19 protein-coding genes and 1 pseudogene are annotated in these 24871 nt (G+C 36.1%); 19 read left to right on the forward strand and 1 reads right to left on the reverse strand.

Annotated elements, in window-relative coordinates; genetic code table 11:
- The first annotated feature begins 62 nt into the window (after positions 1-62).
- Together BMZ99_RS16515 and BMZ99_RS26400 are read left to right on the forward strand one after the other, a co-directional pair.
- Entirely contained in the window at positions 63-707 is a 645-nt protein-coding gene (locus tag BMZ99_RS16515; protein WP_090939813.1) for a bifunctional 2-keto-4-hydroxyglutarate aldolase/2-keto-3-deoxy-6-phosphogluconate aldolase, read from the forward strand.
- Positions 708-730: 23 nt separating this feature from the next.
- The gene (locus BMZ99_RS26400; RefSeq protein ID WP_175490590.1) at positions 731-871 is read left to right on the forward strand and encodes a hypothetical protein; all 141 of its coding nucleotides are present in this window, start codon (positions 731-733) and stop codon (positions 869-871) included.
- A gap of 938 nt (positions 872-1809) precedes the next feature.
- Here BMZ99_RS26400 and BMZ99_RS16525 read toward each other — a convergent pair.
- Entirely contained in the window at positions 1810-2565 is a 756-nt protein-coding gene (locus tag BMZ99_RS16525) for a DeoR/GlpR family DNA-binding transcription regulator (protein ID WP_090939685.1), read from the reverse strand.
- Between the two features lie 320 nt (positions 2566-2885).
- On the opposite strand from BMZ99_RS16525, the gene rhaB reads away from it, so the two are divergent.
- The 17 genes and pseudogenes from rhaB to BMZ99_RS16605 all read left to right on the forward strand — a co-directional run bounded on the left by rhaB (position 2886) and on the right by BMZ99_RS16605 (position 24671).
- Positions 2886-4340, forward strand: a complete 1455-nt coding sequence (rhaB, locus tag BMZ99_RS16530) for a rhamnulokinase (RefSeq protein ID WP_090939688.1) — start codon at positions 2886-2888, stop codon at positions 4338-4340.
- A gap of 83 nt (positions 4341-4423) precedes the next feature.
- On the forward strand, positions 4424-5677 hold the full coding sequence (rhaA, locus tag BMZ99_RS16535) for an L-rhamnose isomerase (protein ID WP_090939691.1): 1254 nt from the start codon (positions 4424-4426) through the stop codon (positions 5675-5677).
- 62 nt (positions 5678-5739) lie between these two features.
- Positions 5740-6573 carry a rhamnulose-1-phosphate aldolase gene (gene rhaD, locus BMZ99_RS16540; protein ID WP_090939694.1) on the forward strand — a complete coding sequence of 278 codons (834 nt, stop codon included), beginning with the start codon at positions 5740-5742 and terminating at the stop codon, positions 6571-6573.
- A gap of 36 nt (positions 6574-6609) precedes the next feature.
- Complete coding sequence (rhaM, locus tag BMZ99_RS16545) at positions 6610-6924, forward strand: L-rhamnose mutarotase (protein WP_090939696.1); 315 nt, start codon at positions 6610-6612, stop codon at positions 6922-6924.
- 33 nt (positions 6925-6957) lie between these two features.
- Positions 6958-8067, forward strand: a complete 1110-nt coding sequence (gene bglB / locus BMZ99_RS16550) for a beta-galactosidase BglB (RefSeq protein ID WP_090939699.1) — start codon at positions 6958-6960, stop codon at positions 8065-8067.
- A gap of 203 nt (positions 8068-8270) precedes the next feature.
- Positions 8271-9845: an MFS transporter gene (locus BMZ99_RS16555; protein ID WP_090939702.1), complete on the forward strand. Its 1575-nt coding sequence runs from the start codon at positions 8271-8273 to the stop codon at positions 9843-9845.
- Positions 9846-10213: 368 nt separating this feature from the next.
- Positions 10214-11620, forward strand: a complete 1407-nt coding sequence (locus tag BMZ99_RS16560; protein WP_090939706.1) for an S-layer homology domain-containing protein — start codon at positions 10214-10216, stop codon at positions 11618-11620.
- 184 nt (positions 11621-11804) lie between these two features.
- Positions 11805-12443 (forward strand): lactate utilization protein, encoded by a 639-nt coding sequence (locus tag BMZ99_RS16565; protein ID WP_090939709.1) that lies wholly within the window; start codon positions 11805-11807, stop codon positions 12441-12443.
- Between the two features lie 10 nt (positions 12444-12453).
- Positions 12454-14199 carry a polysaccharide lyase family protein gene (locus BMZ99_RS16570; RefSeq protein WP_175490591.1) on the forward strand — a complete coding sequence of 582 codons (1746 nt, stop codon included), beginning with the start codon at positions 12454-12456 and terminating at the stop codon, positions 14197-14199.
- 58 nt (positions 14200-14257) lie between these two features.
- Entirely contained in the window at positions 14258-16048 is a 1791-nt protein-coding gene (locus BMZ99_RS16575) for a polysaccharide lyase family protein (protein ID WP_090939716.1), read from the forward strand.
- A 65-nt stretch (positions 16049-16113) separates the two neighbouring features.
- A complete protein-coding gene (locus BMZ99_RS16580) occupies positions 16114-17652 on the forward strand; it encodes an MFS transporter (protein WP_090939719.1) in 1539 nt (512 codons plus the stop codon).
- A 205-nt stretch (positions 17653-17857) separates the two neighbouring features.
- Positions 17858-19582, forward strand: coding sequence for a methyl-accepting chemotaxis protein (locus tag BMZ99_RS16585; RefSeq protein ID WP_090939723.1), 1725 nt, complete (start codon positions 17858-17860; stop codon positions 19580-19582).
- Between the two features lie 265 nt (positions 19583-19847).
- Positions 19848-20162: pseudogene (locus tag BMZ99_RS27600) on the forward strand (MFS transporter); the annotation flags it as partial.
- The gene (locus BMZ99_RS27075; RefSeq protein ID WP_281246832.1) at positions 20114-20368 is read left to right on the forward strand and encodes a family 4 glycosyl hydrolase; all 255 of its coding nucleotides are present in this window, start codon (positions 20114-20116) and stop codon (positions 20366-20368) included. The pseudogene BMZ99_RS27600 and the gene BMZ99_RS27075, both read left to right, overlap by 49 nt.
- Positions 20340-21095 carry a family 4 glycosyl hydrolase gene (locus BMZ99_RS16595; RefSeq protein WP_281246831.1) on the forward strand — a complete coding sequence of 252 codons (756 nt, stop codon included), beginning with the start codon at positions 20340-20342 and terminating at the stop codon, positions 21093-21095. Before BMZ99_RS27075 ends, BMZ99_RS16595 begins: the two co-directional genes overlap by 29 nt.
- The gene (locus BMZ99_RS16600; RefSeq protein ID WP_090939732.1) at positions 21095-23563 is read left to right on the forward strand and encodes a glycosylhydrolase-like jelly roll fold domain-containing protein; all 2469 of its coding nucleotides are present in this window, start codon (positions 21095-21097) and stop codon (positions 23561-23563) included. The genes BMZ99_RS16595 and BMZ99_RS16600 overlap by 1 nt, the downstream gene beginning before the upstream one ends.
- A 97-nt stretch (positions 23564-23660) precedes the next feature.
- Positions 23661-24671, forward strand: coding sequence for a glycoside hydrolase family 28 protein (locus tag BMZ99_RS16605; protein ID WP_217645107.1), 1011 nt, complete (start codon positions 23661-23663; stop codon positions 24669-24671).
- Positions 24672-24871 lie beyond the last annotated feature (200 nt).

Raw genomic sequence — 24871 nt, forward strand, 5'->3', positions numbered from 1 at the left:
TAAGTAGTTTGCTATGTAGTCATGATATAGAGCTAAAAATTATTTGAGGAGGGGTTAGCTTGATACCTAGAATTAATGTATTGCAAAAATTGATGCAGTCAGGGGTAGTTGCTGTAATTCGAGCACAGAATTCTGAGCAGGCCATTAAGATCACTGAGGCATGTATGAAGGGTGGTATTGCTGCCATTGAAATTACCTTTACTATTCCAGAGGCAGCCCAAGTGATTACGGATTTACGGAAGGTATATTCGCCGGAAGAAATGATTATTGGGGCAGGAACGGTGCTTGATCCTGAAACAGCTAGAATTGCCATTTTAGCAGGCGCTCAATATATTGTCAGCCCATCACTAAACCTGGAGACAGTTAAGTTATGCAATCGTTACCAAGTTCCTGTCATGCCTGGAGCTATGACCATTGCTGAAGTTATTGCCGCCATGGAAGCGGGTGCTGATATCGTAAAAATATTCCCAGGTGATGCCTTTGGACCATCTTTTATTAAAGCCATTAAAGGACCAATTCCACAAGCACCACTCATGCCAACTGGCGGCGTGAATTTAGAGAATGTGGGAGAATGGATTAAAGCCGGTTGCGTCGCAGTTGGCATCGGCGGAAATTTGACAGCGGGTGCTAAAACTGGTGATTATCAGTCTATTGAGGAGATTGCGAAACAATTTATTGGAAAAGTACGTGTTGCTCGCGGTTTATAAAACATATATTTTAGGGGGAATTAATGGTGGAAAAATTAAATAGTTCATTAGTAAATGGGGATTTTTCATTTACAAATGATTTAAAAGTACAAAAATATCCAGGGGATTTGCCTGAACGTGTAATACAGTTCGTTGAAGAGAATTTTTCTAAGAGCTCTTGCTGATTGGATGATTCGTTTATTAAATCAACAAAATTTGTTTAATGATCGTGTTATAGTGGTGCAACCCATTAAAGAAGAACTTGCTGATATGGTCAATGAACAGGACGGCTTATAAAATAAAGTCAAAAAGGAATGTGTCAGAGAAACAATCTAAAATGAAACGAGGGTGTACCCCTTCTGTTACTTCTATCACCGAAGATGGAAGAAAAATTAGTAATGAGCAAATTAAAGAATGTTCTTACGAAAAGAAAAGCTTCCGTCAGTGCAGAGGTCTCTTTGTCCTTGGTTAGCCTATAACCTAAAATGAGTCAGGAATATCCTCGGAAGCAAAGAACTCATAAGACGCTGCCAGTAAAAAATAACAAAGAGAAGTTACTTATAATCAAGTTTGTTACTCAATCATAAGTAGCTTCTCTTTATTTTTTGCAAATTAGTTTTTCTGATGTTGCTTTAGTGAATCAGGTTTCCTTTAATTCAAGGGGCTTGCTGATTCTAGTGACAAGTCAAATACCACCCAGAATTAATACCATTCTCATAATGGTATCAATTCTGGGTGGTTCAGAAAGAAAGATTACCTCCGATAATTGTAATTGCTAGTATTGAGGTAGATGCCTTACCAGCTTCGGTATTGGATAAAATATAGATTCAGAGGAAAAATGCTAATGCTGAAGCTAATACGCCATCATATAGAAGATAAGCTATTGCGTAGAATCCCCACTGTACGGTACCATGTTCAAACAAAGCTGAATAAAAGGAAATAGGATAGCTCCTTAAGCATTGTTGCATATTGCAAGGCATCACAGTGCTGCAATTTTAATTTGACCAGAATACTTGGGATTCTCCAAGCAACGGCACCTGAAAGTGTTAAAGCAATAATCCACCAGGCACCCCCACTATTTACGACACCTTCATTGTTTTCGATTTCCCTCTACAAGTTGAGTTTAAAAAATTACTTGAATATTATGCTCTTTAAAGAGATCCATCCAATTGGCGGCAGGTTCACAGTCCGTAATTACATAATCAATATAGCTAAAATCAAAAAGTTTTACAAACGCGGTTTTATTAAATTTAGTATGGTCTGCTAGTAGAATGACTTTTTCTGCTTGTTTGACCATACTTTTTTTTAATTCACTTTCAGGTTCATTTGACTCCATAATACCTTTATCTAAGGAAAGTGCCTTACAACTCATGATTGTCATATCAACGTAATAGTTTTGGAATGTATTGTGGGCGACGGATCCTACCAGTGCAAGAGAGAAAGCGCGGAGTGTTCCACCCGTCGAAATAATATTGAAATCTGAATTGCTAAAATCATGAGGAATTTTAATTGAATTCGTAATAATGGTTATATTCATTTTGTCCTGAAGGATAGGTAGGAGTTCTAAACAAGTGGTACTTGTATCCATCATAATAGTGGAACCATTATTGATTAGCAGAGCAGCTTTTAGGGCAATTTTTTGTTTAAGATCACTATTGATTGATTTTCTTGCGGGAAAGGATAAATCTTCGTTTGTATGTTGGTTGAGGACAGCACCTCCGTAAGTACGAGTCAGCATATTATCATTTTCTAATTTTTCCAAGTCGCGGCGAATGGTTTCTTCTGTGACATCAAATAATTGACTCAAATTTGATACATGTACTTTTCTGTCTGTTTGAATAATTTCGACAATCTTCTGCCGACGTTCTATGGCAAGCATAAAGGTTTCTCCTTTACATTCAAATATGGCACTTATTTATATTATAACGGTATAGTGACTGTATATCAAACAAAAACAAACATATAAATAAAAGCACCCAAAGAAAGAAAAAACAAATAAAATCAACAAAATAATCTGTTTTTATATTGACAAAAAAGATTATGATGATAAGATTAAAGTAGAAGTTTCAGAAAATAGTAATTAAATCAACAATTGATTTAATTTAAGAAACGTTCTAATTGTGGAAAAACAACATAAATAAACAAGAAGGTATAGTGCTAAAGCTCATTATATAATTCGTCGCAAATAAGGGAGTGCAGATGAAAAAACATATTGCAATTGATATTGGTGCATCAAGCGGACGCTTGGTGAGTGGAAGTCTCAATAATGGAAAAATTGAATTACAAGAAATTTATCGTTTTGATAATGGGGTTATTGGTCAAAATGGAAACTATTTTTGGAATATTGATAAATTGTTTGATGAAATTATTAATGGTTTGAAAGTGGCTAAAGAAACAGGTGTCGAAGAATGTACTCTAGGCATTGATACTTGGGCAGTAGATTATGTTTTGATAGATGCACAAGGCAACCGTATACAAGAAGTTTATGCATATCGTAATGATCGTGTTAAAACAGCCATGATGGACATAGAAAAACAAATATCTCTTACGGATATCTATGAAAGAACGGGAATCCAGCTTTTGCACTTTAATACGTTGTTTCAATTGTATATGCATGATAAGGAAGAATTAAAAAAAGCACATAAAATACTGTTAATACCGGATTATTTGTATTATCGCTTATCAGGAAAATTAATTAGTGAGAAAACCAATGCATCAACAACCCAACTAATGAATCTTGCTACTAAAGAATATGATAATGATTTGTTAAATCTGATAGGTGTAAGGCGCGAACAGTTCGCTATGTTAACTGAGCCAGGTGCATCTATAGGAATGATGCCTGCATCCCTACGGGAACAGTATAATTTACCTCAATGTGAGCTAGTCTGTGTAGCAAGTCATGATACCGCCTCCTCTGTTCTGGGAGTTCCAGGGGCAGGTAAGCACTTTGCTTATCTTTGTAGTGGAACTTGGTCTCTTATGGGAGTAGAAAATGCTTACCCCATCGCGAATGCACAGTCCTATTCCATGAATTTTACGAATGAATGGGGAGCTTATGGAACCTATCGATTTTTAAAAAATATTATGGGACTTTGGCTGATTCAGGAAGTGCATCGTGATTTAGGTACAGAGTTTTCCTTTGCCGATCTTATGATGGAAGCTGAAAAAATTATACCTTTCCAGTTCTTAATTGACTGTAACGATGATTGTTTTTTGAAACCGGAGAATATGATCAGCGAAATTCAAAACTATTGCAGCCAAACAGGGCAATTAGTACCAAATACAAGGGGAGAGCTTGCCAGGTGCATTTTTGATAGTCTTGCCTTAATGTACCATAAGACACTAGAGGAACTTGTCACGATCACTGGACATTCGATTGATTTTTTACATGTAGTTGGAGGAGGCGTGCAAAATGAACTGCTTTGCCAAATTACAGCAAATGTTCTACAAATTCCAGTGATTGCAGGTCCAGTAGAATCAACTGCACTAGGTAATATTTTGGTGCAGATGATTAGTAAGGGGGAAGTGAATACTATTGCTGAAGCTCGAAAAGTGATTATGAAATCTTTTGCTATAAAAACATATCAACCTACTAAAGTCGAAAATTTAGATGAAGTGTATAAAAGATTTAACCAGTTAATAAGAACATGCTAATTATATTAATTTTAAAATAGTAGGTTATGATCTATAAGAGCATTTTTAATAAAAATATAGAGTTGTAGAGGGAGAAATATAAAATGGAAAATTTGCTGAACAGACGATATGAAGAAGCAAAAACAATTTACGCTGCAATAGGAATTGATGTGGAAGCAGTGCTCACTAAACTGGCACAAGTAAAACTTTCACTGCATTGCTGGCAAGGAGACGATGTGCATGGTTTCCTTAGAAATGAAGCATTATCAGGTGGCATTTCAGTTACAGGTAATTACCCAGGAGCAGCTCGCACCCCTCAAGAGCTCCGTCAGGATTTAGAAAAAGCACTTGTGATGATTCCCGGAAAGCATAAGGTGAATTTACATGCCATTTATGCCGATACTGATGAAAAAGTTGATATAGATGCATTAGAACCGAAGCATTTTACACCTTGGGTAGACTGGGCAAAAGAACATGGGCTTGGTTTGGACTTCAACCCAACTTGTTTTTCCCACCCTAATTTCCAGAATGGATTCACTATAAGCCATCTTGATCGCAACATTCGAAATTTTTGGATAAAACATTGCAAAGTATCTCGCAGAATTGCTGAATATTTTGGTAAAGAATTAAAGCAGACTTGTGTTACGAATTTCTGGTTTCCTGATGGATTTAAAGATGTACCTATTGACCGCATGGCACCTAGAAAACGGATGAAAGAAGCACTTGATGAGGTGTTTGCTGAGAAAATAAGTTGCCAATATATTGTGGATGCAGTGGAAAGCAAGTTGTTTGGCATTGGTTCAGAAAGTTACGTAGTAGGCTCCCATGAATTTTGCTTGAATTATGCGATTCAAAATAAGAAGGCAATTTGTTTAGATGTAGGTCATTTTCATCCGACAGAAACCATATCAAACAAGCTTTCTGCTATAGCGTTGTTTGATACTGAAATTTTGCTGCATGTGAGTCGTCCAGTTCGCTGGGATAGCGATCATGTTGTTATTATGGATGATGAATTACAGGAAATAGCCAAAGAACTTGTACGTAATGATTTGTTAGGTAAAGTTCATATAGGGCTAGATTATTTTGATGCTAGCATTAATCGCATTGCTGCATGGGTAATTGGATCGCGTAATATGCTTAAAGCATTGCTTCGTGCGTTGCTTGAGCCGACTGAAATGCTAAAAGAAGTTGAAAATAAAGCTGATTTTACAACCCGCTTAGCTATGTTAGAAGAAATGAAATCCTATCCTTTCGGTGCAATCTGGGATTACTATTGCGAAACAATGGATGTTCCGATTCGAGAATCATGGTTGGCAGATGTAAAGAAATATGAAATAGACGTATTGCTAAAACGATAGGATTAGGATAAGTAATTGCATGCCATAATAATGGCTGCTAGTCAAGGAATGGAGGAATAAATATGGGATTAATTACAACACAACATAAAATTCCCTTTGTAAATGAGATGATGGAAGTTACTCGCAATATGTGGGAACTAGGCTGGGATGAACGTAATGGTGGCAACCTCAGTTATCTTCTAACAGAGAATGAGGTGGAAAAATATATCGATATAAATGATGTAAAGCGGACTCTTTCTCTTGAATTCCCAGTCAAAGAGTTGAGCGGCAAATATTTTATTGTAACTGGAACGGGTAAATTCTTTAAAAATGTGGCTGCCAACCCGGAAGAGAATCTTGGGGTTATTCGTGTAACAAAAGATGGAAATGGGATTGATATTTTATGGGGATACGACGATGGTAGTCGACCCACTAGTGAATTAGCAGCACATTTTATGAGTCATAGTGAACGCCTGCAGAAAGATCCAGATCATCGTGTTATCATGCATGCTCATGCTACAAATACACTGGCGATGACTTTTGTGCATGATCTTGATGAGAAGATTTTCACCAAAACTTTGTGGCAGATGTGTACAGAGTGTTTGGTTGTTTTTCCCGATGGCATTGGTGTCGTTCCCTGGATTGTTCCGGGAACGAATGAAATAGGTCAAAGAACAGCAAAAAAAATGAAAGATTATCGGTTGGTTATATGGCCACAACACGGAATCTTTGGCGCAGGTACAACAATGGATGAGACCTTTGGCTTGATCGAAACTGTGGAAAAGGCAGCGCAAATTTATATGCTGATTAGTTCTCATCAAGGAGGAGTGAAACAAATTATTACAGAGCAGCAACTTACTGATTTGGCCAGATTCTTCGGGGTGAATCCAGTAGAAGGAATACTCAATGCAAAATGAAAATAAGTTTTCACAGTAAAGAAGGGAGGGAAAGAAATGATTCGTAAAGCATTTCTGATGAAACTATTTGATAACTGTTATGAAGAATACAAAAAACGTCACGATGAGATCTGGCCAGAAATGGTTAAGATGCTAAAAGAACATGGGGCATGCAATTATTCGATTCATTTTGATCCCAATACCAATTCATTGTTTGCGTACCTTGAAATTGAAGATGAAAGTCAATGGCGTAAAAGCAGCGAAACATTGGTTTGCCAGGAATGGTGGGCTTATATGAAGGAGGTGATGGAGACTCATTCTGATAATTCTCCGGTGACAGTTAACTTGCAAGAAGTATTCTTTTTAAAATGACTATAAAGTGGAAAAGGAGTGTTAATTAAATTTATGGCAAATAGTTTGAAGGGCGTTGGAAGAAGAGATATAGTACATAAAATAAATTTACTTATGGATAATTTAATCAATATTAAAGACGAAACTGGAGAGTTTCTATTAAAGCTCGACGATGGAAGGATTATAGATACGAAAGGCTGGGGCGGCTGGGAATGGACCCATGGAATTGGGTTATATGGAATGTATAAGTACTATGAATTAACCCAAGACGAAAAAGCTTTATGTATTATAAATGAGTGGTTTACTGCTCGGTTTGCAGAGAGGAGCACAACAAAAAATGTCAATACAGTGTCGCCTTTCTTGACCTTAGCTTATTTATATGAAGATACAAAAATTAAATCCTATCTGCCTTATTTAGAGCAATGGTTGGATTGGGTCATGTATGAAATGCCTAGAACAGACGAAAATGGTCTGCAGCATATTGTTTATAATAGTGAAAATAAGCAACAAATTTGGGATGATACCTTAATGATGTGTGTGTTGCCCTTAGCAAAAGTAGGTAAGCTTTTCAATAATCTTGCGTATATAGAAGAAGCAAAAAAACAATTTTTATTACATATCAAGTATTTGGCAGACAAAAAAACGGGGCTTTGGTTTCACGGCTGGAATTTTGAAGGGCGGCATAATTTTGCAAATGCTTTATGGGCAAGAGGAAATTGCTGGATAACAATAGCTATACCTGAATTCTTAGAGCTTTTGGACTTGAATGAGGATGATTCTATAAAAGAGTTTCTTCTAGATGCATTAAAAAATCAAGTAGAAGCATTGGCTAAATGTCAGGATGAACATAGTGGCTTGTGGCATACCATATTGGATGATGATACTTCTTATTTAGAAGCTTCGGCTACAGCTGGTTTTGCTTATGGCATATTGAAGGCAGTTCGCAAGCGTTATATTGATAAGAAATATGAAGAGATAGCGATTAAAGCAATACAGGGGATTTTGAATAATATCAGCGAAGATGGCGAGCTACAAAATGTCTCTTTTGGAACCCCTGTCTTTAATACTATTCAAGAGTATAAAGATATACCTCTTACCTCTATGCCTTATGGACAATCTCTTGCAATATTATGTCTGTCAGAATATTTACATAGTTATATTTAATACGCTTATTTTAGTAGTACTTCGTAATGTTACCTACTTTCCAATCATTATATCATTTTTTTATAATTTTGATTTTAGACCTATTACAGCTAAATATACTTTTCAATTGATGAAATTAGTGGAGAGAAGGAAGGCTTTTATTGTTGTTGCTGGGTAAAACAATGTAATTGGACTAATCATATTTTGAAAGGAAGAGTGTTTATATGATTGGAGAAGAGCGAAAATTAAAATTTATCAATTATTTTTCCTATGGTATAACCGATTTTATAGGCGCGGGAGCCTTTGCATTAACGAGCGCATGGTTATTATATTTCTATACTACATTTTGTGGATTAACATTAGTAGAAGCTAGCTCTATATTTGCATTGGCGCGTATTGTTGATGCAGTGGCTAGCCCTACAATGGGTTTTATAACCGATAATTTTCACAAAACTCGATTGGGCAGAAAATTTGGCAGACGCAAATTTTTTTTACTGATCAGTATTCCCTTGGTTATTTGTTATTCATTCATATGGATGACTGGCTTTTCCTATCTATATTATCTGATGACATATATCATATTTGAAATTGTATACACTATGATATTAATCCCTTACGACACATTAGCAGCGGAAATGACATCAAATTATAAAGTGCGTGCAAAACTTACCAGTGCCAGAATGTATTGTGCTCAGTTTTCGGCATTTGTAGCAGCATTCTTGCCAGGGAGATTAATCAACGCTTTGGGAAAAGAATCTTCTGGATCTTTTTTATATGCAGGAGCCATTTTTACCGGCATTTTCATAGTTGTGCTAATACTTGTATATAACTTTACCTGGGAAAGATCGTTAGAAGAAATAAAATCCACAGAGTCTAAAGAGCCAAAAGTAAAATTGGGTATTGGACAGAACATACAAAAAATTTATATCGATTTAATCACAACTCTTAAAATTCAAACATTCAGAGCTCATTTGGGAATGTACATAGGCGGATATCTAGCACAAGACACTTTCAATGCCGTATTCACTTACTTTATCGTGTTTGCTCTTTTTAAAGATGCGGTTTTAGTGTCAAATTTGCTGGCTATCATGTATATATTTCAAATTGCTGGTGTGGGAATAGCCACATATGTGACATTGAAAGTGAGTCCAGGATCAGCCTTTAGAATTGTATCTTCTCTGTTTATGCTAAGTATTTTTGGGTATTTGGCTATATATGGTGTTGGTGCTGATAGTGTAATTGCCTTGTATGTAGTGTCAGCTGTTGCTGGGCTTGGAAGAGGCGGGATTAACTTTATTCCTTGGAACAATTATACCTTTGTCCCTGATGTAGATGAAATTGTATCTGGTGGTAGAAGAGAAGGTGTTTTTGCTGGATTTATGTCTTTTTTAAGGAAAGCTTCACAAGCACTTGCAATCTTTGTGGTTGGGATTATATTGCAAGAGTTTAATTTTGTCTCTGGCATAAAGCAACAGTCTCATGAAGCCTTGACAGCTATGGTGGTTATATTGGTACTGGTACCTTTAGCATTCCTCATTGTAGGTATTATAGGGTCATATAAATTTAAAATTACAGATGCATCACATTCTATACTCAAAAAAGAAATTGAAAGAATAAAAAATGGCGGTCTTAAAAGCGACGTAGATGATATAACTCGCAGTACTGTTGAGGTTTTAACGGGATGGAAGTATGAAAATTTATGGGGCAATAATCCGGTGGGGTATGAAAATTGGAAAAAGTACAATAGAGTAGAAAAACCATTGATATCTAATTCTACCCCCAAAAATATAGCCGATTAAGATGTGCTTAAAATATCGTAAATATGAACAGCTTAAAATCTGATTAATTATATTTTAAAACAGGGGAGAAAATAATAAAAATTGAAAATATATGACAATTTGCTCTGATTATAACATCTGGGATTGATCGCATTGGGGTGTTGCTTGTACACCTTAAGTAATCCTTTTGGTAATGTTCGAATTTGACATATAATTCAATGTTTATTACTAGAAGGACTGTCGGAGGAAAGGGAGGGATTTTAAGCTTCCGCTGCTAGTCTAGTTCTTGTAGTTTGCGATAGATATGAGCATTGTTGGGGAAACAATGGACGCTCAGCTTACATTTTCTAGTTGACTTAGAAAAAAGTCAATAACTTAGGAGGGATAAGATGAAAAAGGGTTTGATTATTACATTAGCACTAGTATTTATGCTTAGTATTGCTGGTACAGCTTTTGCTGCCAAGCGTACTTTTGATGATGTTCCGCATACTGATTGGTCATATGGCGCTGTTAACAAATTGTTGCAAGCTGGTATCATTGATGATTATGATGATAAAACTTTCAAAGGTGAAAAAATTGTTACCCGTTATGAAATGGCTCTGATTGTACGCAGAGCTATCGAAAAATCAGAAAAAAATAAAAATATAGATGATGAATCAAAAGCACTTATAAAGAAAATGACCACCGAATACGGCAGCGAACTCAAGGACTTGGGTGTTGGCTTTCTAGCTACTTCTGAGTCATCTTCAAAAAATAAAAAAGGGAATGTCATAGATTGGAGTGGTTCAAACTTTCGTATCCGATCTGACCGTAAATATACAACAACAAGTACGGGTACAACAACCTCCAGTTCGCGCCCGAAAGATTTCAATTACAATTTTGAATTGGTAGGCCGTTCAGAATTTGCTCCAGGTTGGACTGCGGAAGTTAGATTAGAAGGCAACAAAGATTCTAATGGTGTTGATACTGCTGCGGCTGATAACCTTTCTGGTGATTTTGATATTGAACAAATGTTTATTACAGGACCTGTTGGTTCAGGTACTTTGGAAGCGGGGAGATTTAAGAATAATCCTATTTTTGGCTTTGTAAACAAGGAGTTTGGAGAAGGGTTTCGTTATAGCTTTGGTAAGGTAGTAAAAACAAATATAAGTTGGGCTAAAAATGACAGTAAATATACATATGTTAAGACAAAGACTGTTACATCTAGTTCTGCTGGGCTTGCAGGAGAATCAAGTCTTAATCCTGGTTATGGCACGAATGTAGCTACTATAGATTTCAAATATTCTCTAGACAAGACAACTGATTTATTTGGTGCAGTTTATCTTACCAATAGTTCTAACTCAACGTATAAATCAGGTAGAATTTTCGAGGGTGCTTTTGCTAAAAAGCTCACTTCCGATGTTACATTGCGAGGAGATTATGCCCAAAGCAATCGCGACGACAACAATCACGCATATTATGCCAGCATAAGCTATAAGAAAGCTGATCTTGCTAAAGTCAGATCTTATGGCTGGGTTTTTGAAGTAGTAAGGAATGAGGCTAAGGCTACCATTAAGACAGATTCTGATATCAAAGATTATGCATATGATTCTACAAAAACAGGTTTAATGACTAATTCAGGGGAAACTCTTTCCAGTATTACGAATGGACAAAAGGGATTTGATATTGTATATCAGTATGTTCCTGTTAAAAACATGAAATTTACTGGCAGATATCTTTATGCTATGCCTATTAACGGAGATACTTATGATCATAAAACGCAAATTCGATTGCAACTGGAAGTCTTCTTTAATTAAAAAAGTTGAATCATTGTAATATCATTTTGAGCTTCTTCAGTTCTTGCTTTGAAAACAACATAATTTGTTGTTTTCAAAGCATTATGAGAATTATTGAATAAATTTAAAGTTATTTTTTTTAGAAAAGTCATCTTCAAGTTGTCAGCAAACTGCTAAGCTAAATGGAAAGGAGAACAATGTTAGTATGAGTGACATGAAAAAATGGCAGCATGAAGAAAGCGCAAAGTATATGGTTGCTGTATTAGAGCGTAAAGGTTTTGAGGCATATTGTGTAACTGATTTAGAAGAGGCAAGAAATAAAGTTCTAGATATAATACCAGAGAATGTATCTATAGGTCTTGGTGGTTCTGTAACCCTGGAAAAGATGAACATATTAGATACGCTAAGGTCTGAAAAGTACAGCCTGATTGATCGTTATCAAAAAGGTTCTTCAGAACAGCATATTAGATTTTATAAAGAGGCCTTACTGGCTGATTACTTTTTAACAGGAGCAAATGCTGTTACCAGAAATGGAGAAATTGTATGTACTGATTGTTCAGGTAATCGAGTTGCTGCTATGATTTTTGGACCAGAAAAAGTCATAGTGGTGGTTGGAGCAAATAAACTTGTAGAAGATATTGATGAGGCATTAAAGAGAATAAAAAAAATTGCTCCAATGAATGCAAAAAGAAACAATCATCAAACACCTTGTACATTTACAGGAAAATGCGAAAATTGCAATCATCCGGAGCGTATGTGTAATTACACAGCGATCATACACAATGGAATGAAGGTTAAGGGGCGAACAACTGTAATCGTTATAGCAGATGAGGTTGGATTTTGAGATTTCCCCAATGGTTAATCGGCAAAGGCAACTAATAAAAATGGTCAATGGAAGTGAAAAAATGGAATTTGATGTTGAATTGATAACTTGTGGCTTGAAAGCCAAGTTATCAAATGGAATTATAACTGTCGAATTTGATGAAAACGCTATGGTAACGTCGCTGACTAAAAATAATATAGAACTGGTTAAAAACTTAAGTGGTGCAGCTACAGACCCGGATAAAGATCATACATTTTATCTTGACTATCATGCGGAGGGCAAATTTAGAAATATTACAGTGAGCAATTTGAAAGTGCTTAAGAATACTAAAGATGAGGCTCATATTGCTTATATTGATACAACAGGCTTGCTGCATATTGAGTATAACATACTCATGAAAAAAGGGGAAAGCGGGCTGCATTCCTATGTTGTTGCCAAAAACAATACAGAAAAACAATTCAAACTTAGTGAATTGCGGACGGTTTATCGTTTGGATTCTGGTATTTTTGATCATGCTTATAATTCGGAACGAAAAGGCAAACAACCTGTGCACAGCCATTTATGCCAAGGGAAAAAAATCCAGGATGAAACTTATGAATTGCCGGATGGTGAAGAATATACCAATGGCAAAATATATTCCAAATATGATTATGCTGGCTATTATAAGGACAATCCTTTTTGGGGGCAGTACGGAAACGGTTTTGGGTTTTGGTTTATTCCGGTAAGCAATGAGTATTATCCCAGCGGTCCTTTAAAGCAGGAATTATTAGTACATTATAACGCGATTATCTTAAATTATATGACTGGCGCTCATTTTGGCACAGGTGATTTTTATGTACCGCCAAGCTGGCAGAAATTATACGGGCCCTGGTATCTTTATATAAATTGCGGCAACGAGGAAGAAATGATTTGTGATGCCGCAGTAAAAGCTGCTGCTGAAGAACAAAAGTGGCCGTACGATTGGGTTAATGAATCTCTATATCCTATGATTAGAGGCGCTGTCACAGGAAAATTAACAATTACTCACAAGCGGTCCAGCAACAGGATGATGGTTGTTTTAGCAAAACCCGGTGGTGATTTTATCAGGCAAAAAGCGGATTATATTTTTTATTCACAAGTTGATAAAAATGGGAATTTCAAATTAAATAACGTCAGGGCGGGGACATATACATTGTATGCCTATGCTACGCAAGGCGACATAACTAGTGAATTTCAAAAAGATAATATAGTTGTTAAAGATGTTGATATACATCTAGGTGAAATCATTTGGGATCCAGTTTATCGCAAAAATAAGCTCTGGCAAATTGGCAACGCTAATCGTACTGCAACAGGATTTAAATTTGGCAATGAATTAAGAAATTATAAATGGCACTGTATGGTTCCGGGACGGTTGGATTATGTAATAGGGAAAAGCCAAGAGAGTGAAGATTGGTATTATGCACAAGCGAAACCGGGAGACTGGAACATACGCTTTCTGATGAAAGATGTTGCAGCTAAGAAATATTATTTGACAGTAGCCATTGCAGCAGCTACAAAAGGCAAAATTGATGGAGCCGAAGATCCTGATGTAATTATCAAAGTGAACGACCATGTAGTAAAAGCTCTTTCTTATTCTAGTGATACTACGATTTATCGTTCAGCGACTCAAAGCGGCTGGTATCATTTGCAGGAGATTGAATTGGATGCAGCTATGTTACATACTGGGGAGAATATCGTTACTTTTACCAACAACCATAGCGCCATAATGTATGACACAATTTTATTAGAAAGTGATTAATACCAAATATCCAGAAAAAATTGAAATATTAAAAAATATATTTTATGGAGGGATATGAATGTATAGACGCTTGCTATGGGTATTTCCAATTATCTTGTCAATCTTATTTTGTTCTTTGGAACCAGTTATGGCTGCTCAACGTTCGAGTGCAATAGATGAAAAGACATCGAAGGAGATTGGACAAGATGTTCAGTTAACGGTTGATGGTTTGAAAGTTAGAATATCAAATGGATTATTGACCGTCGAATTTAAGGAGAACGGTACAGTTCAGTCGTTAGTAAAAAATAATGTGGAGCTAGCTCACAATATTGTAGATGGTAAAGATACTTTTTATGTGGACTATTACGCAGAAGGTAAAGCTAGACCGTTAACTGTGGCTGAGTTGAAGGTCATCTCAAATACTGCAGATGAAGCTCATATTGCTTATATTGATAAAACGGGTATGCTCTACGTTGAGTATCATACTATTATGAAAAAAGGAGAAAGTGGAATTTATTGTTATACGGTTGTAAAAAATAATTTTGGGAATGAATTTAAGCTTAGCGAGTTGCGATCAGTGTATCGACTAGACACTGGTATTTTTGATCATGCTTATAATGCAGAACGAAAAGGTAGGCAGCCGCTGCGCAGCTATATGATCCAGTACAAAAAAATCCAAGATGAAACCTATGAATTACCGGACGGTGAATTATATACCAACGGTAAGATATATTCGAAGTATGATTATGCTGGTTATTTTAAAGACAATCCTTTCTGGGGGCAATATGGTAATGGCTTTGGCTTTTGGTTTATTCCAGTCAGCACGGAATATTACCCGAGCGGTCCTTTAAAACAAGATCTTTTAGTGCATTATGATGCCATTACATTGAATTATATGACAAGTGCTCATTTTGGAACAGGTGATTTTACAGTTCCGGCTAATTGGGAGAAATTATATGGTCCATGGTATGTTTATGTAAATGCTGGAAATGAAGATGAAGTGATTCGTGATGCCAAGGAAAAAGCGATAACCGAGGGAAAAAAATGGCCATATGCTTGGATGACTGAGCCACTATATCCTATCCAGAGAGCCTCTGTTACAGGGAAATTAGCTATGACTCATAAACGGTCCAGTGAAGGAGCAATGGTCGTTTTAGCTAAATCCGGCGGCGATTATATCAGACAGAAAGGGGATTATATATTCTATTCCCAAGCTGATAAAGATGGAATTTTCAAATTGAATAATGTTAGGCCTGGAACATATACTTTGTACGCTTATGCCACAAAAGGATATATAACTAATGAATTAAATAAAGATAACATAGTTGTGGAGAAAGCTAATATGAATCTGGGAACGATTAGTTGGGATCCACCCTATCATAAAAATAAGTTATGGCAAATTGGTGTGGCCGATCGTACTGCAAAGGAATTTAAGTATGGTAATGAATTAAGAAATCATAAGTGGCAAGCTGATGTTCCTGAAAAATTAGATTATGTGGTGGGTAAAAGCAAGGATAGCGAGGACTGGTATTATGCGCAAACCAAATCGGGAGATTGGAATGTACGATTTAATATGCAGAATGTCAATGAGAAAAAATTCTATCTGACGGTAGCTATGGCGGCTTTTACTAAAGGCGGCATCTATGGAAAGAATGGGAATTTAGCCATTACAGTGAATGGACATACTGTTAAAACCATTACATATACCAATGACAGCACTATTTATCGATCTGGTAACAAAAGTGGCTGGTACCACATGGAAGAAATAGAGATTAGTTCCGATTTGTTACAAGCAGGTGAAAATGTTATTACTTTTACTAATAATAACAGTGCCATAATGTATGACACGATATTGTTAGAGAGTGATTGAGCGATTCTTAGGATACGTTTGGATAAAATAGTTAATTATAATGTATTTTGAGGGGAGAATATAGGATGGAAAAACCTGTTCGTGAACTAAAGTTAATCAATAAATTGGGGTTTGCGTGTTATCAAATGTCCACAGTGACAGATACGCTAGTTAATGCCTGGCAAATGTATTTTTACACAACATTTTGCAATATATCCATTGTTATGATTACCTCTGTACTTGCTGCGAGCAAACTGATTAGTGCCTTTCTTACTCCAGTGATGGGGTCAATTAGTGATAATCTTTATAAAACGAAGTTTGGCAGAAGATTTGGAAGAAGAAAAGCTCTTCTCCTCATTTCCATTCCTTTCAAAGTACTTACTTTCCCACTTTATTGGATACCGGATATGCCGACAATTTATTATGCAACATTACTGATAGTAACCGCGTTTGTTAATCCGCTAGCAATTGTTTCTCAAGGTACTTTTGCCGCAGAAATGACAAGAACACCCTCTGAACGGGCACAATTAGCAGGGCTGAATCAGGTTGGTGCGGCCATTGCAGGTATATCTTCGTCTATGGCTACCGTATATTTCTTTAGCGTTTTCGGTGACAAGAATCCTATGACATTTTTCATCGCCGCAATCGTTTATGATTTAGTATCACTTGTCATGCTGGTACTATTTTATCTATCGGTATTTGAACGTCCGATAGATGAAACATTATTGCAAGTAGCTCAGCCAAGACCGTCCCTGCTCCAGCATTTTGTGACGATTGGTCGTGATTTTTCTTCTGCTATCAAGCTAAGAGCTTATCGATTGTATTTGGGGATGTATTTATCAGAGCAGATGTTTCGGTCATTAGCTGGCACAATCAATACTTATTTTATTGTTTTTGTATTAATGCTAAATCCAAAAGTGGTTTCGGTATCCACAAGCATGGGCTTTGTGTTTGGAATTGCATTCTTGACATTCCATATATGGCTAACCGCTAAGACTAACGGTAATGTTACCTATCGCTTAGGAGGAATTGGCGCTATCATTGTTCTCTTAGGGTTCCTCTATCTTGGCGTAGTAAAACCAGCGCATATGGAAATATTATTGATTACGTTTATCGTTGCTATGAATTTCGGCAAGGCAGGTTTAGTTAACGCCATGCAGTATACATTTGCATTCATACCTGATATTGATGAAGTAATGACAGGCAGAAGAAGAGAAGGGGTATACTCAGGGGTTAGTAACTTTTTGGATGTACTCTTTACTACTCTTGAAGTATTAATTGTTGGAGTGCTGTTAGAAGCAACTGGCTTTGTCAAGAATTCGGCCAGTCAGCCTCAAAGCACAATCGACGCACTGCTGATATTATATACCATTGTTCCTATTATTATGATTATTATTGGTATAGCAATTTCATTTAGATTTAGATTAGATAGAAAAGTTCATAAGATATTGGCTGAAGAGGTACAAAGATTGAAAAATGGTGGTTCTAAAGCAAACGTTTCTAATGAGGCTAAAGCGGTTGTAGAAGATTTGACGGGTTTTGCTTATGACAAATGTTGGGGTAATAATGATTTACTCTGCTGCGAAGTTAAAAATCAGCCAGATCATTCTACTGTAGTAAAGTAATGTCGCGTTTGAAAAATATGTTCAAAATTTTAACAATGTCATTTGAATGCTGCGGGAAATTGAGTTTATGAGATCATAAAGAAGATACATATAATAGTTACATTATAACTAACTTATAAACCCTACTCAAAAAAATATTGTCGCAATTATTGAGTAGGGTAAGTCACTATACTAATATATTCTCTTATAAGGAGTAGTGAATTTAATGAACTGGTTAAATAATTCTAGAATGGCGATTAAGTTAACTTTATTGATTTCTGTATTTATGATTTCATTAGCTGCGGTAGGATGTACAGGTTACTATTATTTATTAAAAGCCAGTAATGAGATGAATTCAATGTATAATGCGTATATGTTGCCAGTACAGTGGCTAAATGATAACCGTAATCAGTCACGGAAAATTGAAGCAGAAATGTTCGATTTGATGATTACTAAAGAAGATAAACAAAAGAAGCATATAATAGCTGATATTGATTCCCGGGAAAAATTGGCAATTTATAAAAACCTTGAATCCTATGAGAAAATCAGATTGGATGATTTTGAGTCTGAGACATTAAAGCAGACTTACAGCAATTTAGAAAAATACCGTGTGATAAGGCAGGAGGTTATTAACCTTGCTGTGCAGGACAAAAAAAGCGAAGCATATGAGTTATATACAAAAGAAGCTCGTCCTGTATTTGATAAACTAAGCATAAATTTACGCGACCTTACCGATTATAGGGAAGAAGCTGCTGATGGAATTAACAAACAAAATAAAAATGATTTTGAAAAGGCAATCTTGTGGTTTATTTCCATAATTATAATTGCTATGATAGCGGGAATAGCAGTGGGGTGGATTATTACACGTTCAATTACCAGGTCGCTTAGTGATGCGGTAGATTTCATAAGCGAATTGGCCAGCGGTGATTTTTCTAAAAAAGTATCGACAAGGAATATGAGTTTGGATAATGAATTTGGCAGATTAGCGCAAGCTGTTGATAAAATGAATAAAAATATCGGTGGTTTGATTAAACAAATCTCTCACACTTCTGAACAAGTCGCGGCATCATCCGAGCAATTAACGGCCAGTGCTGAACAATCCGCTCAAGCATCCAATCAAGTCGCCATATCAGTGAATAAAGTGGCGCAAGGTGCTGATAATCAACGGTGCTTAGTTCATTCAACAACAGAAGTTATTGAACAAATGTCCAAGGGAATTAATCAAGTTGCCGAAAATGCTACAGTGGTATCGGCGTCAGCAGAAAGGACGGCAAAGGCGGCGAATGATGGTGAACACGCTGTAGAAAAAGCCGTAAAACAAATGGTGATAATTGAGCAGAAAACAAATGCTACCTCCAATACAATTGGCGAGTTGGAAGAAAAATCAAAACAAATTGGCCAGATTGTTGAAGCCATCTCCAGTATTTCTGGACAAACCAATCTTTTGGCTTTAAATGCAGCGATTGAAGCGGCTAGAGCAGGAGAAGCTGGCAAAGGTTTTGCGGTTGTTGCCGATGAAGTTCGCAAATTGGCAGAACAATCACAAAAAGCTACGCAACAAATCGCTGATTTAATTGGTGAAGTTCAGGAAAAAACCATTGATGCAGTTGTTTTTATGAATGATGGCAAAAAGGAAGTTAATATTGGAACTGAAGTGGTAAGTCTAGCCGGAAAAAGTTTTCGCGAGATTATTATGATGATTCGAGAAATATCAAACCAAATTCATGAAATATCAGCTGCCATTCAGCAGATAACCAATAGTAGTCAACATATGGTAGGATCTATACAAGAGGTTGATAAAGAAAGCAAGAGTACGGCTGAACAAACACAGACAGTGTCAGCAGCAACGGAGGAGCAGTCTGCATCTATTGAAGAGATTGCATCCTCAAGTCAGTACCTGGCAAAGATGGCGGAAAATTTACAAACTGCTATTAATAAATTCAAAATATAAAGTAATACAAAAGAAGTTTATGATTTTATCCTTGTCGGTCAAGTATTTCGCATAGGAGATTATAAGGAGATTGTCCTATGGAAATTAATAAAAACTTGAATGGAAAAATATAATAAGGTCTTCTATGTATAATTTTGCTGGCGGCACAGATATGATTGCTGCTGTATGGTTAATGGTATTTTTATACCACTTTCTGTGACGTTATCCATTATAGCAGTTGCAATCTTAACAGTTACTAGATTTCTGACTTCTTTGCTTAGTCTGATTGTGGGACATATCAGTAATAATTTTTTATAAAAACCCATTAGGGAGAAGAGTTGGACGAAGAAAATTTTTCTTATTAATATGTATCCCCTTAAGGGCTATGATCATTCCATTAATATGGTGGCCTGGTCAATCTACATTGTATTACTGCATTGTGTGTGTGCTGGGGTCGTGTATCGGATTACTTTATTTAATTCCTGCCAAAGCTTTATTAGCTGAGATGCCTAGAAGCTTAGATGAAAAGGTGAAAATAACCGGTTTGACACAATTTGTGTCAAACTTAACTTCCATTTCAGTCTCTGCAAGGCATGGGTTCTTAGTTATACTAATCCTATGTCGGTATGTACAAGAACATTGTTTGAAATTTTTCCAGAAATTAAAGCCTTTGGCTGCTGCCATGAAGTTTTCCATGTTCAGAAACTATTTACGCAAATGCTGGAAGATATGGAAGGTATTAAGGATATAAAGCGTAAAGAAATAAAAATAAATGTGATTGGTATTAATCATTTTACCTGGAATTAGTGAAGCATCCTATCAAGGAAGAGATTTAATGCCACTATATGAAAGATTTGCTGATAAATATTATGAAGCAGGGTTCGAACCGTACAAAGATTTTTGGAAATCTAGTTCTTTTGAAAGTGCCCATCGGGTAAAATTTGATTTATTTAAGCAATATGGGCTCATTGCAGCAGCTGGCAACCGGCATTTGGCTGAATTTATGCCGCCTAATTATTTACGGGACAAAGAAACGATTGCTTCCTGGAAAATGCAATTAACGTCGGTTGATTCTCGGATGAAAACCTTAAAAGAAAAAATCAGTGATACTAAAAAAATAATTGCAGGCGAAAAGGACATAGAAGTAAAGCCATCAGGTGAAGAAGGCGTTGAAATTATTCTAGCATTGCTAGGCTTAAAAGATACAGTCAGCAACGTAAATATACCTAACAAAGGGCAAATAGGCAATCTTCCATTAGGCAGCATAGTTGAAACAAATGCGCTAATACAAAGAAATAGCATTAGACCTGTCTATGCTGGCAAGCTTCCATTAGATATATTAAACATTGTACAACGGCATGCGATCAATCAAGAATCAATTGTAAAAGCAGCATTAACTAAAGATAAAAAATTAGCATTTAATACTTTTGTAAATGAGCCATTGGTTAGCATTTCAAGAAGCCAGGCTGAAAAATTATTTGCAGAAATGCTTAATAACACAAATAAATATTTGAAAGAATGGGATTTATCGTGATGTTAGAAAAATTAAAGCAGGAATTTTCTAGTCCCAACGAAGAGTTTTCATTGATTCCTTTTTGGTTTTTAAATAGCTCCTTAGATAAAGAAGCACTGTTAAAAAAAATAAAAGAGTTTAAAAGTAAGGGATTAGACGGATTTGTAATTCATCCTCGAATAGGATTATCAAAAGATATTTCTTATCTAGGGGAAAAATATATGCATTTTGTTAGATTCATAGTTGAAGAGGCAAAAAAACTGAACATGAAAGTAGTATTATACGATGAAGGAATGTATCCGTCAGGTTCTGCCCATGGGAAAGTGGTAGAAAATAATCCGGAATATGCAGCTCGTGGTCTACGGATGGCTCAGCATAAATGCCAAGGTTATACTGAGATATACGAAGAAATAGAAGGTGATGAAGAGTGTATTTTAAGTGTAGCTGCCAAGAAAACAGCAGAAAATACAATAGATTTTCAAAGTGCCATAAAGTTGTATTCAAATGATAGAAAAGTTGTTTTTACTCCGACAGATATGGGAGAGTGGGTAATCATTTCCCTGATAGCAACGTTTTCTGAGGGAACAATACGTGGTATTCATTTTGGTGAAGACGATGGTGAAAGAGATGCGCCGCTAGCAGCTGATTTACTAAATGAAGATGCTATGAAGAAATTTATTACGGTGACTCATGAAGCTTATTATGCTGTTTTAAAAGAGCATTTTGGTAATACTGTTATTGCTATGTTTACAGATGAACCTAATATTTTGGGCAGATGTGTGGATGGAAATAAGATAAAACCTTGGACGACAGGTTTTATGGATTGGTATAAAAGCCAGGGAAATGAAGAGCTGGATGTCCTGGCGTTATGGTTTGATGTTGGCGTAGATAGTGAATTGAAAAGAAGAAATTTCAAAAAAGCTGTCAATAAAAAATTGGAGTTCTCGTATTACAAACCGATTTCTGATTGGTGTGAAAAGCATAATATAGCATTAACTGGGCATCCTGAGGCAAGTGATGATATAGGTTGTTTGAAGTATTTTCAAATTCCTGGACAAGATGTTGTTTGGCGTTGGATTGGTCCAGAAGATAATAAAGGCATTGAAGGGCAACATAGTACCATGGGAAAATGTGCTTCTGATGCCGCTAGGCATCTAGGCAGACGAAGGAACGCCAATGAATGTTTTGGATGTTGTGGGCCTGACGGACGTCAGTGGGAATTTTCAGCTGATGATATGAAGTGGTTTATGGATTGGTTATTTGTCAGAGGAACTAATCTTTTATATCCACATGCCTTTTTGTACTCCATTGAGGGAGACAAGAGAACTAATGAGCGCCCGCCAGATGTAGGACCGAATAACTTGTGGTGGAAAGATTATAATATTATCGCAACGTATGGCAAAAGAATGTCTTGGCTTATGACTGACAATGTGAATGTTACTTCGGTAGCTGTATTGTGCGAAGAGGATCATTTGCCCTGGCATATAGTAAAACCTTTATATCAAAACCAGATAGAATTTAATTACCTGGAAGACAATGTACTAATAAATAGCTGTATATTATCTAAGGAATTTATTAAAATTCAGGAACAAAATTATGATACGGTGATAATAGAAGACCTAAGTAAATTAGATAGCAAGCTAAACGAGATCTTGAATCGTTTTTCCCAAAATGGAGGTTGTATTATAGTATATAACCCTAATAATAAAAAACATGCATTAAAAAATGCAATCGAGATAGAAAAATATGAGGATGTAGTTAACTGTCTAGGGGAAATGGGTAAAAAACATATTTCATTGCTGCCGTATAATCCTGATTTGCGGGTAAGCCATGTTATAAAAGAGGGGATCGATTTTTACTTATTGGTAAATGAAGGTGAAAAAACTATCGAAGGTGAACTCTCAATCAGAAATATTGGATATTTTGAAAAATGGGATTCTTGGAGTGGTAAAATAGAAGAATTGGAATTAGACAGGATAGATACAGAGAACTCAGTAATTCCTATACACATCAAAAGGCGGGATTCTATTATAATATGTGTCAATAAAAGAAGAGAGGCTAAGTTCGCTAAAAAAAAGGAAGTATTAGAAGCTAAAACTGTGGATATAAATGAGGCATGGACTTTAAAAAGACCTTCAATGGAGAATATTATATGTGGGAAATTAATATCATGGACGGAATATGAGGATATGAAATGCTTTTCAGGAGAAGCAGTTTATGAAACTTCGTCTAAGGTAGAAGACGTTTCACAGATAAAAAAGGCCCTGTTAGATTTAGGTGAAGTGTGGGAAATCGCAAAAGTCTATATCAATGAAAAAGAAGTAGGAATTAAAATGTGGGCTCCGTTTGAATATGATGTTACTAATTTTATGACATCCACAGAATTTAAATTGAAGATCGAAGTAACGAATAGTATTAGTAATAAAATTTCAAAAACACAAGTTAAGTCAGGGTTTTTAGGACCAGTTACATTAAGATTGTTTTATTAGATCCCAATCACAATTTGGTTTCTGAAAGCTGAGATGAAGCTATAACATCAGCATTTTCTGACATAGATTAGTAAAAATAGTTTAGGGAGATATAGAAATGGCTAAAGAAAAACAGCGAGAATTTAAAGTTTTGGATTATGGAGCTAAGCCTGATGGAAAAATTCTTTGTACAAATTCAATTCAGAATGCAATCGATAGAGCAGCTACAGCTGGCGGAGGGGTTGTTGCTTTTTCAAAAGGAATATACCTGACTGGAGCCATATTTTTAAAATCTAATGTAGAGATGGTAATTGATGAAGGTGTTGAGATAAGAGGAGTGGTAGATGAAACAGCTTATCCTACTATTTGGTCAAGAGTTGCGGGCATCGAAATGGATTGGCCTAGTGGTTTGATAAACGTATGTGGCCAGAATAATGTTAAAATTACCGGGGCAGGACTTATAAATGGGCAAGGAGAATATTGGTGGGATAAGTATTGGGGAGAGGATAAATTAGGTGGTATGAGAAAGGATTATACTGCTAAAGGGGTACGATGGGCTGTAGATTATGACTGCGAAAGACCAAGAAACATTATAGTTTTGAACTCTTCAGAAGTTATACTGGAAAAATTTAATTCAATTCGCTCTCCATTTTGGAATATACATATATGTTATTCTGACAAAGTTCATGTGGATGGGTTAAAGATAAGAGAAAATAAAGGTTCTAGCACCGATGGAATTGATATAGATTCTTCTTCCAACGTTCTTGTAGAAAATTGTTATATAGAGTGCAATGATGATAATTTGTGTATAAAATCCGGAGGAGATGCTGATGGTCTGCGTGTGAATAGAGTGGCAGAAAATATTGTGATTCGAGGTTGTGAGACGGGTTTAGGAGGAGGAATCACTATAGGGAGTGAAACTTCTGGAGGCGTTCGTAATGTAGAAATATACAATATTAAAGCCAAAGGTACAGAGAATGGCTTGAGATTTAAATCTGCAAGGACGCGAGGAGGAGTTATTGAGAACATACATGTTCATGACGTAGAGATGATAGATGTTCCTAATCCATTTTCATTTCAGCTTAATTGGAATCCAAGCTATAGTTATGCTGTAATCCCAGAAGATTAGGATGGAGAGGTACCTGCTCATTGGAAAGTGTTAGCTAAAACCGTGGAGCCACCAGAGATGGGGATTCCTGAATTTAGAAATATCAACATTAACAATATAGAAGTTAAAAGCTTTAGTAAAATATCTGTTAAAAAAGAGAATAAAAAGCAACCGTTTTCTACTAAATGCAAAAGATTGGATAATGGGAAATGTTATACTGC

The sequence above is a fragment of the Pelosinus propionicus DSM 13327 genome (assembly GCF_900114615.1).
In the GTDB taxonomy this organism is placed as follows: Bacteria; Bacillota; Negativicutes; order DSM-13327; family DSM-13327; genus Pelosinus; species Pelosinus propionicus.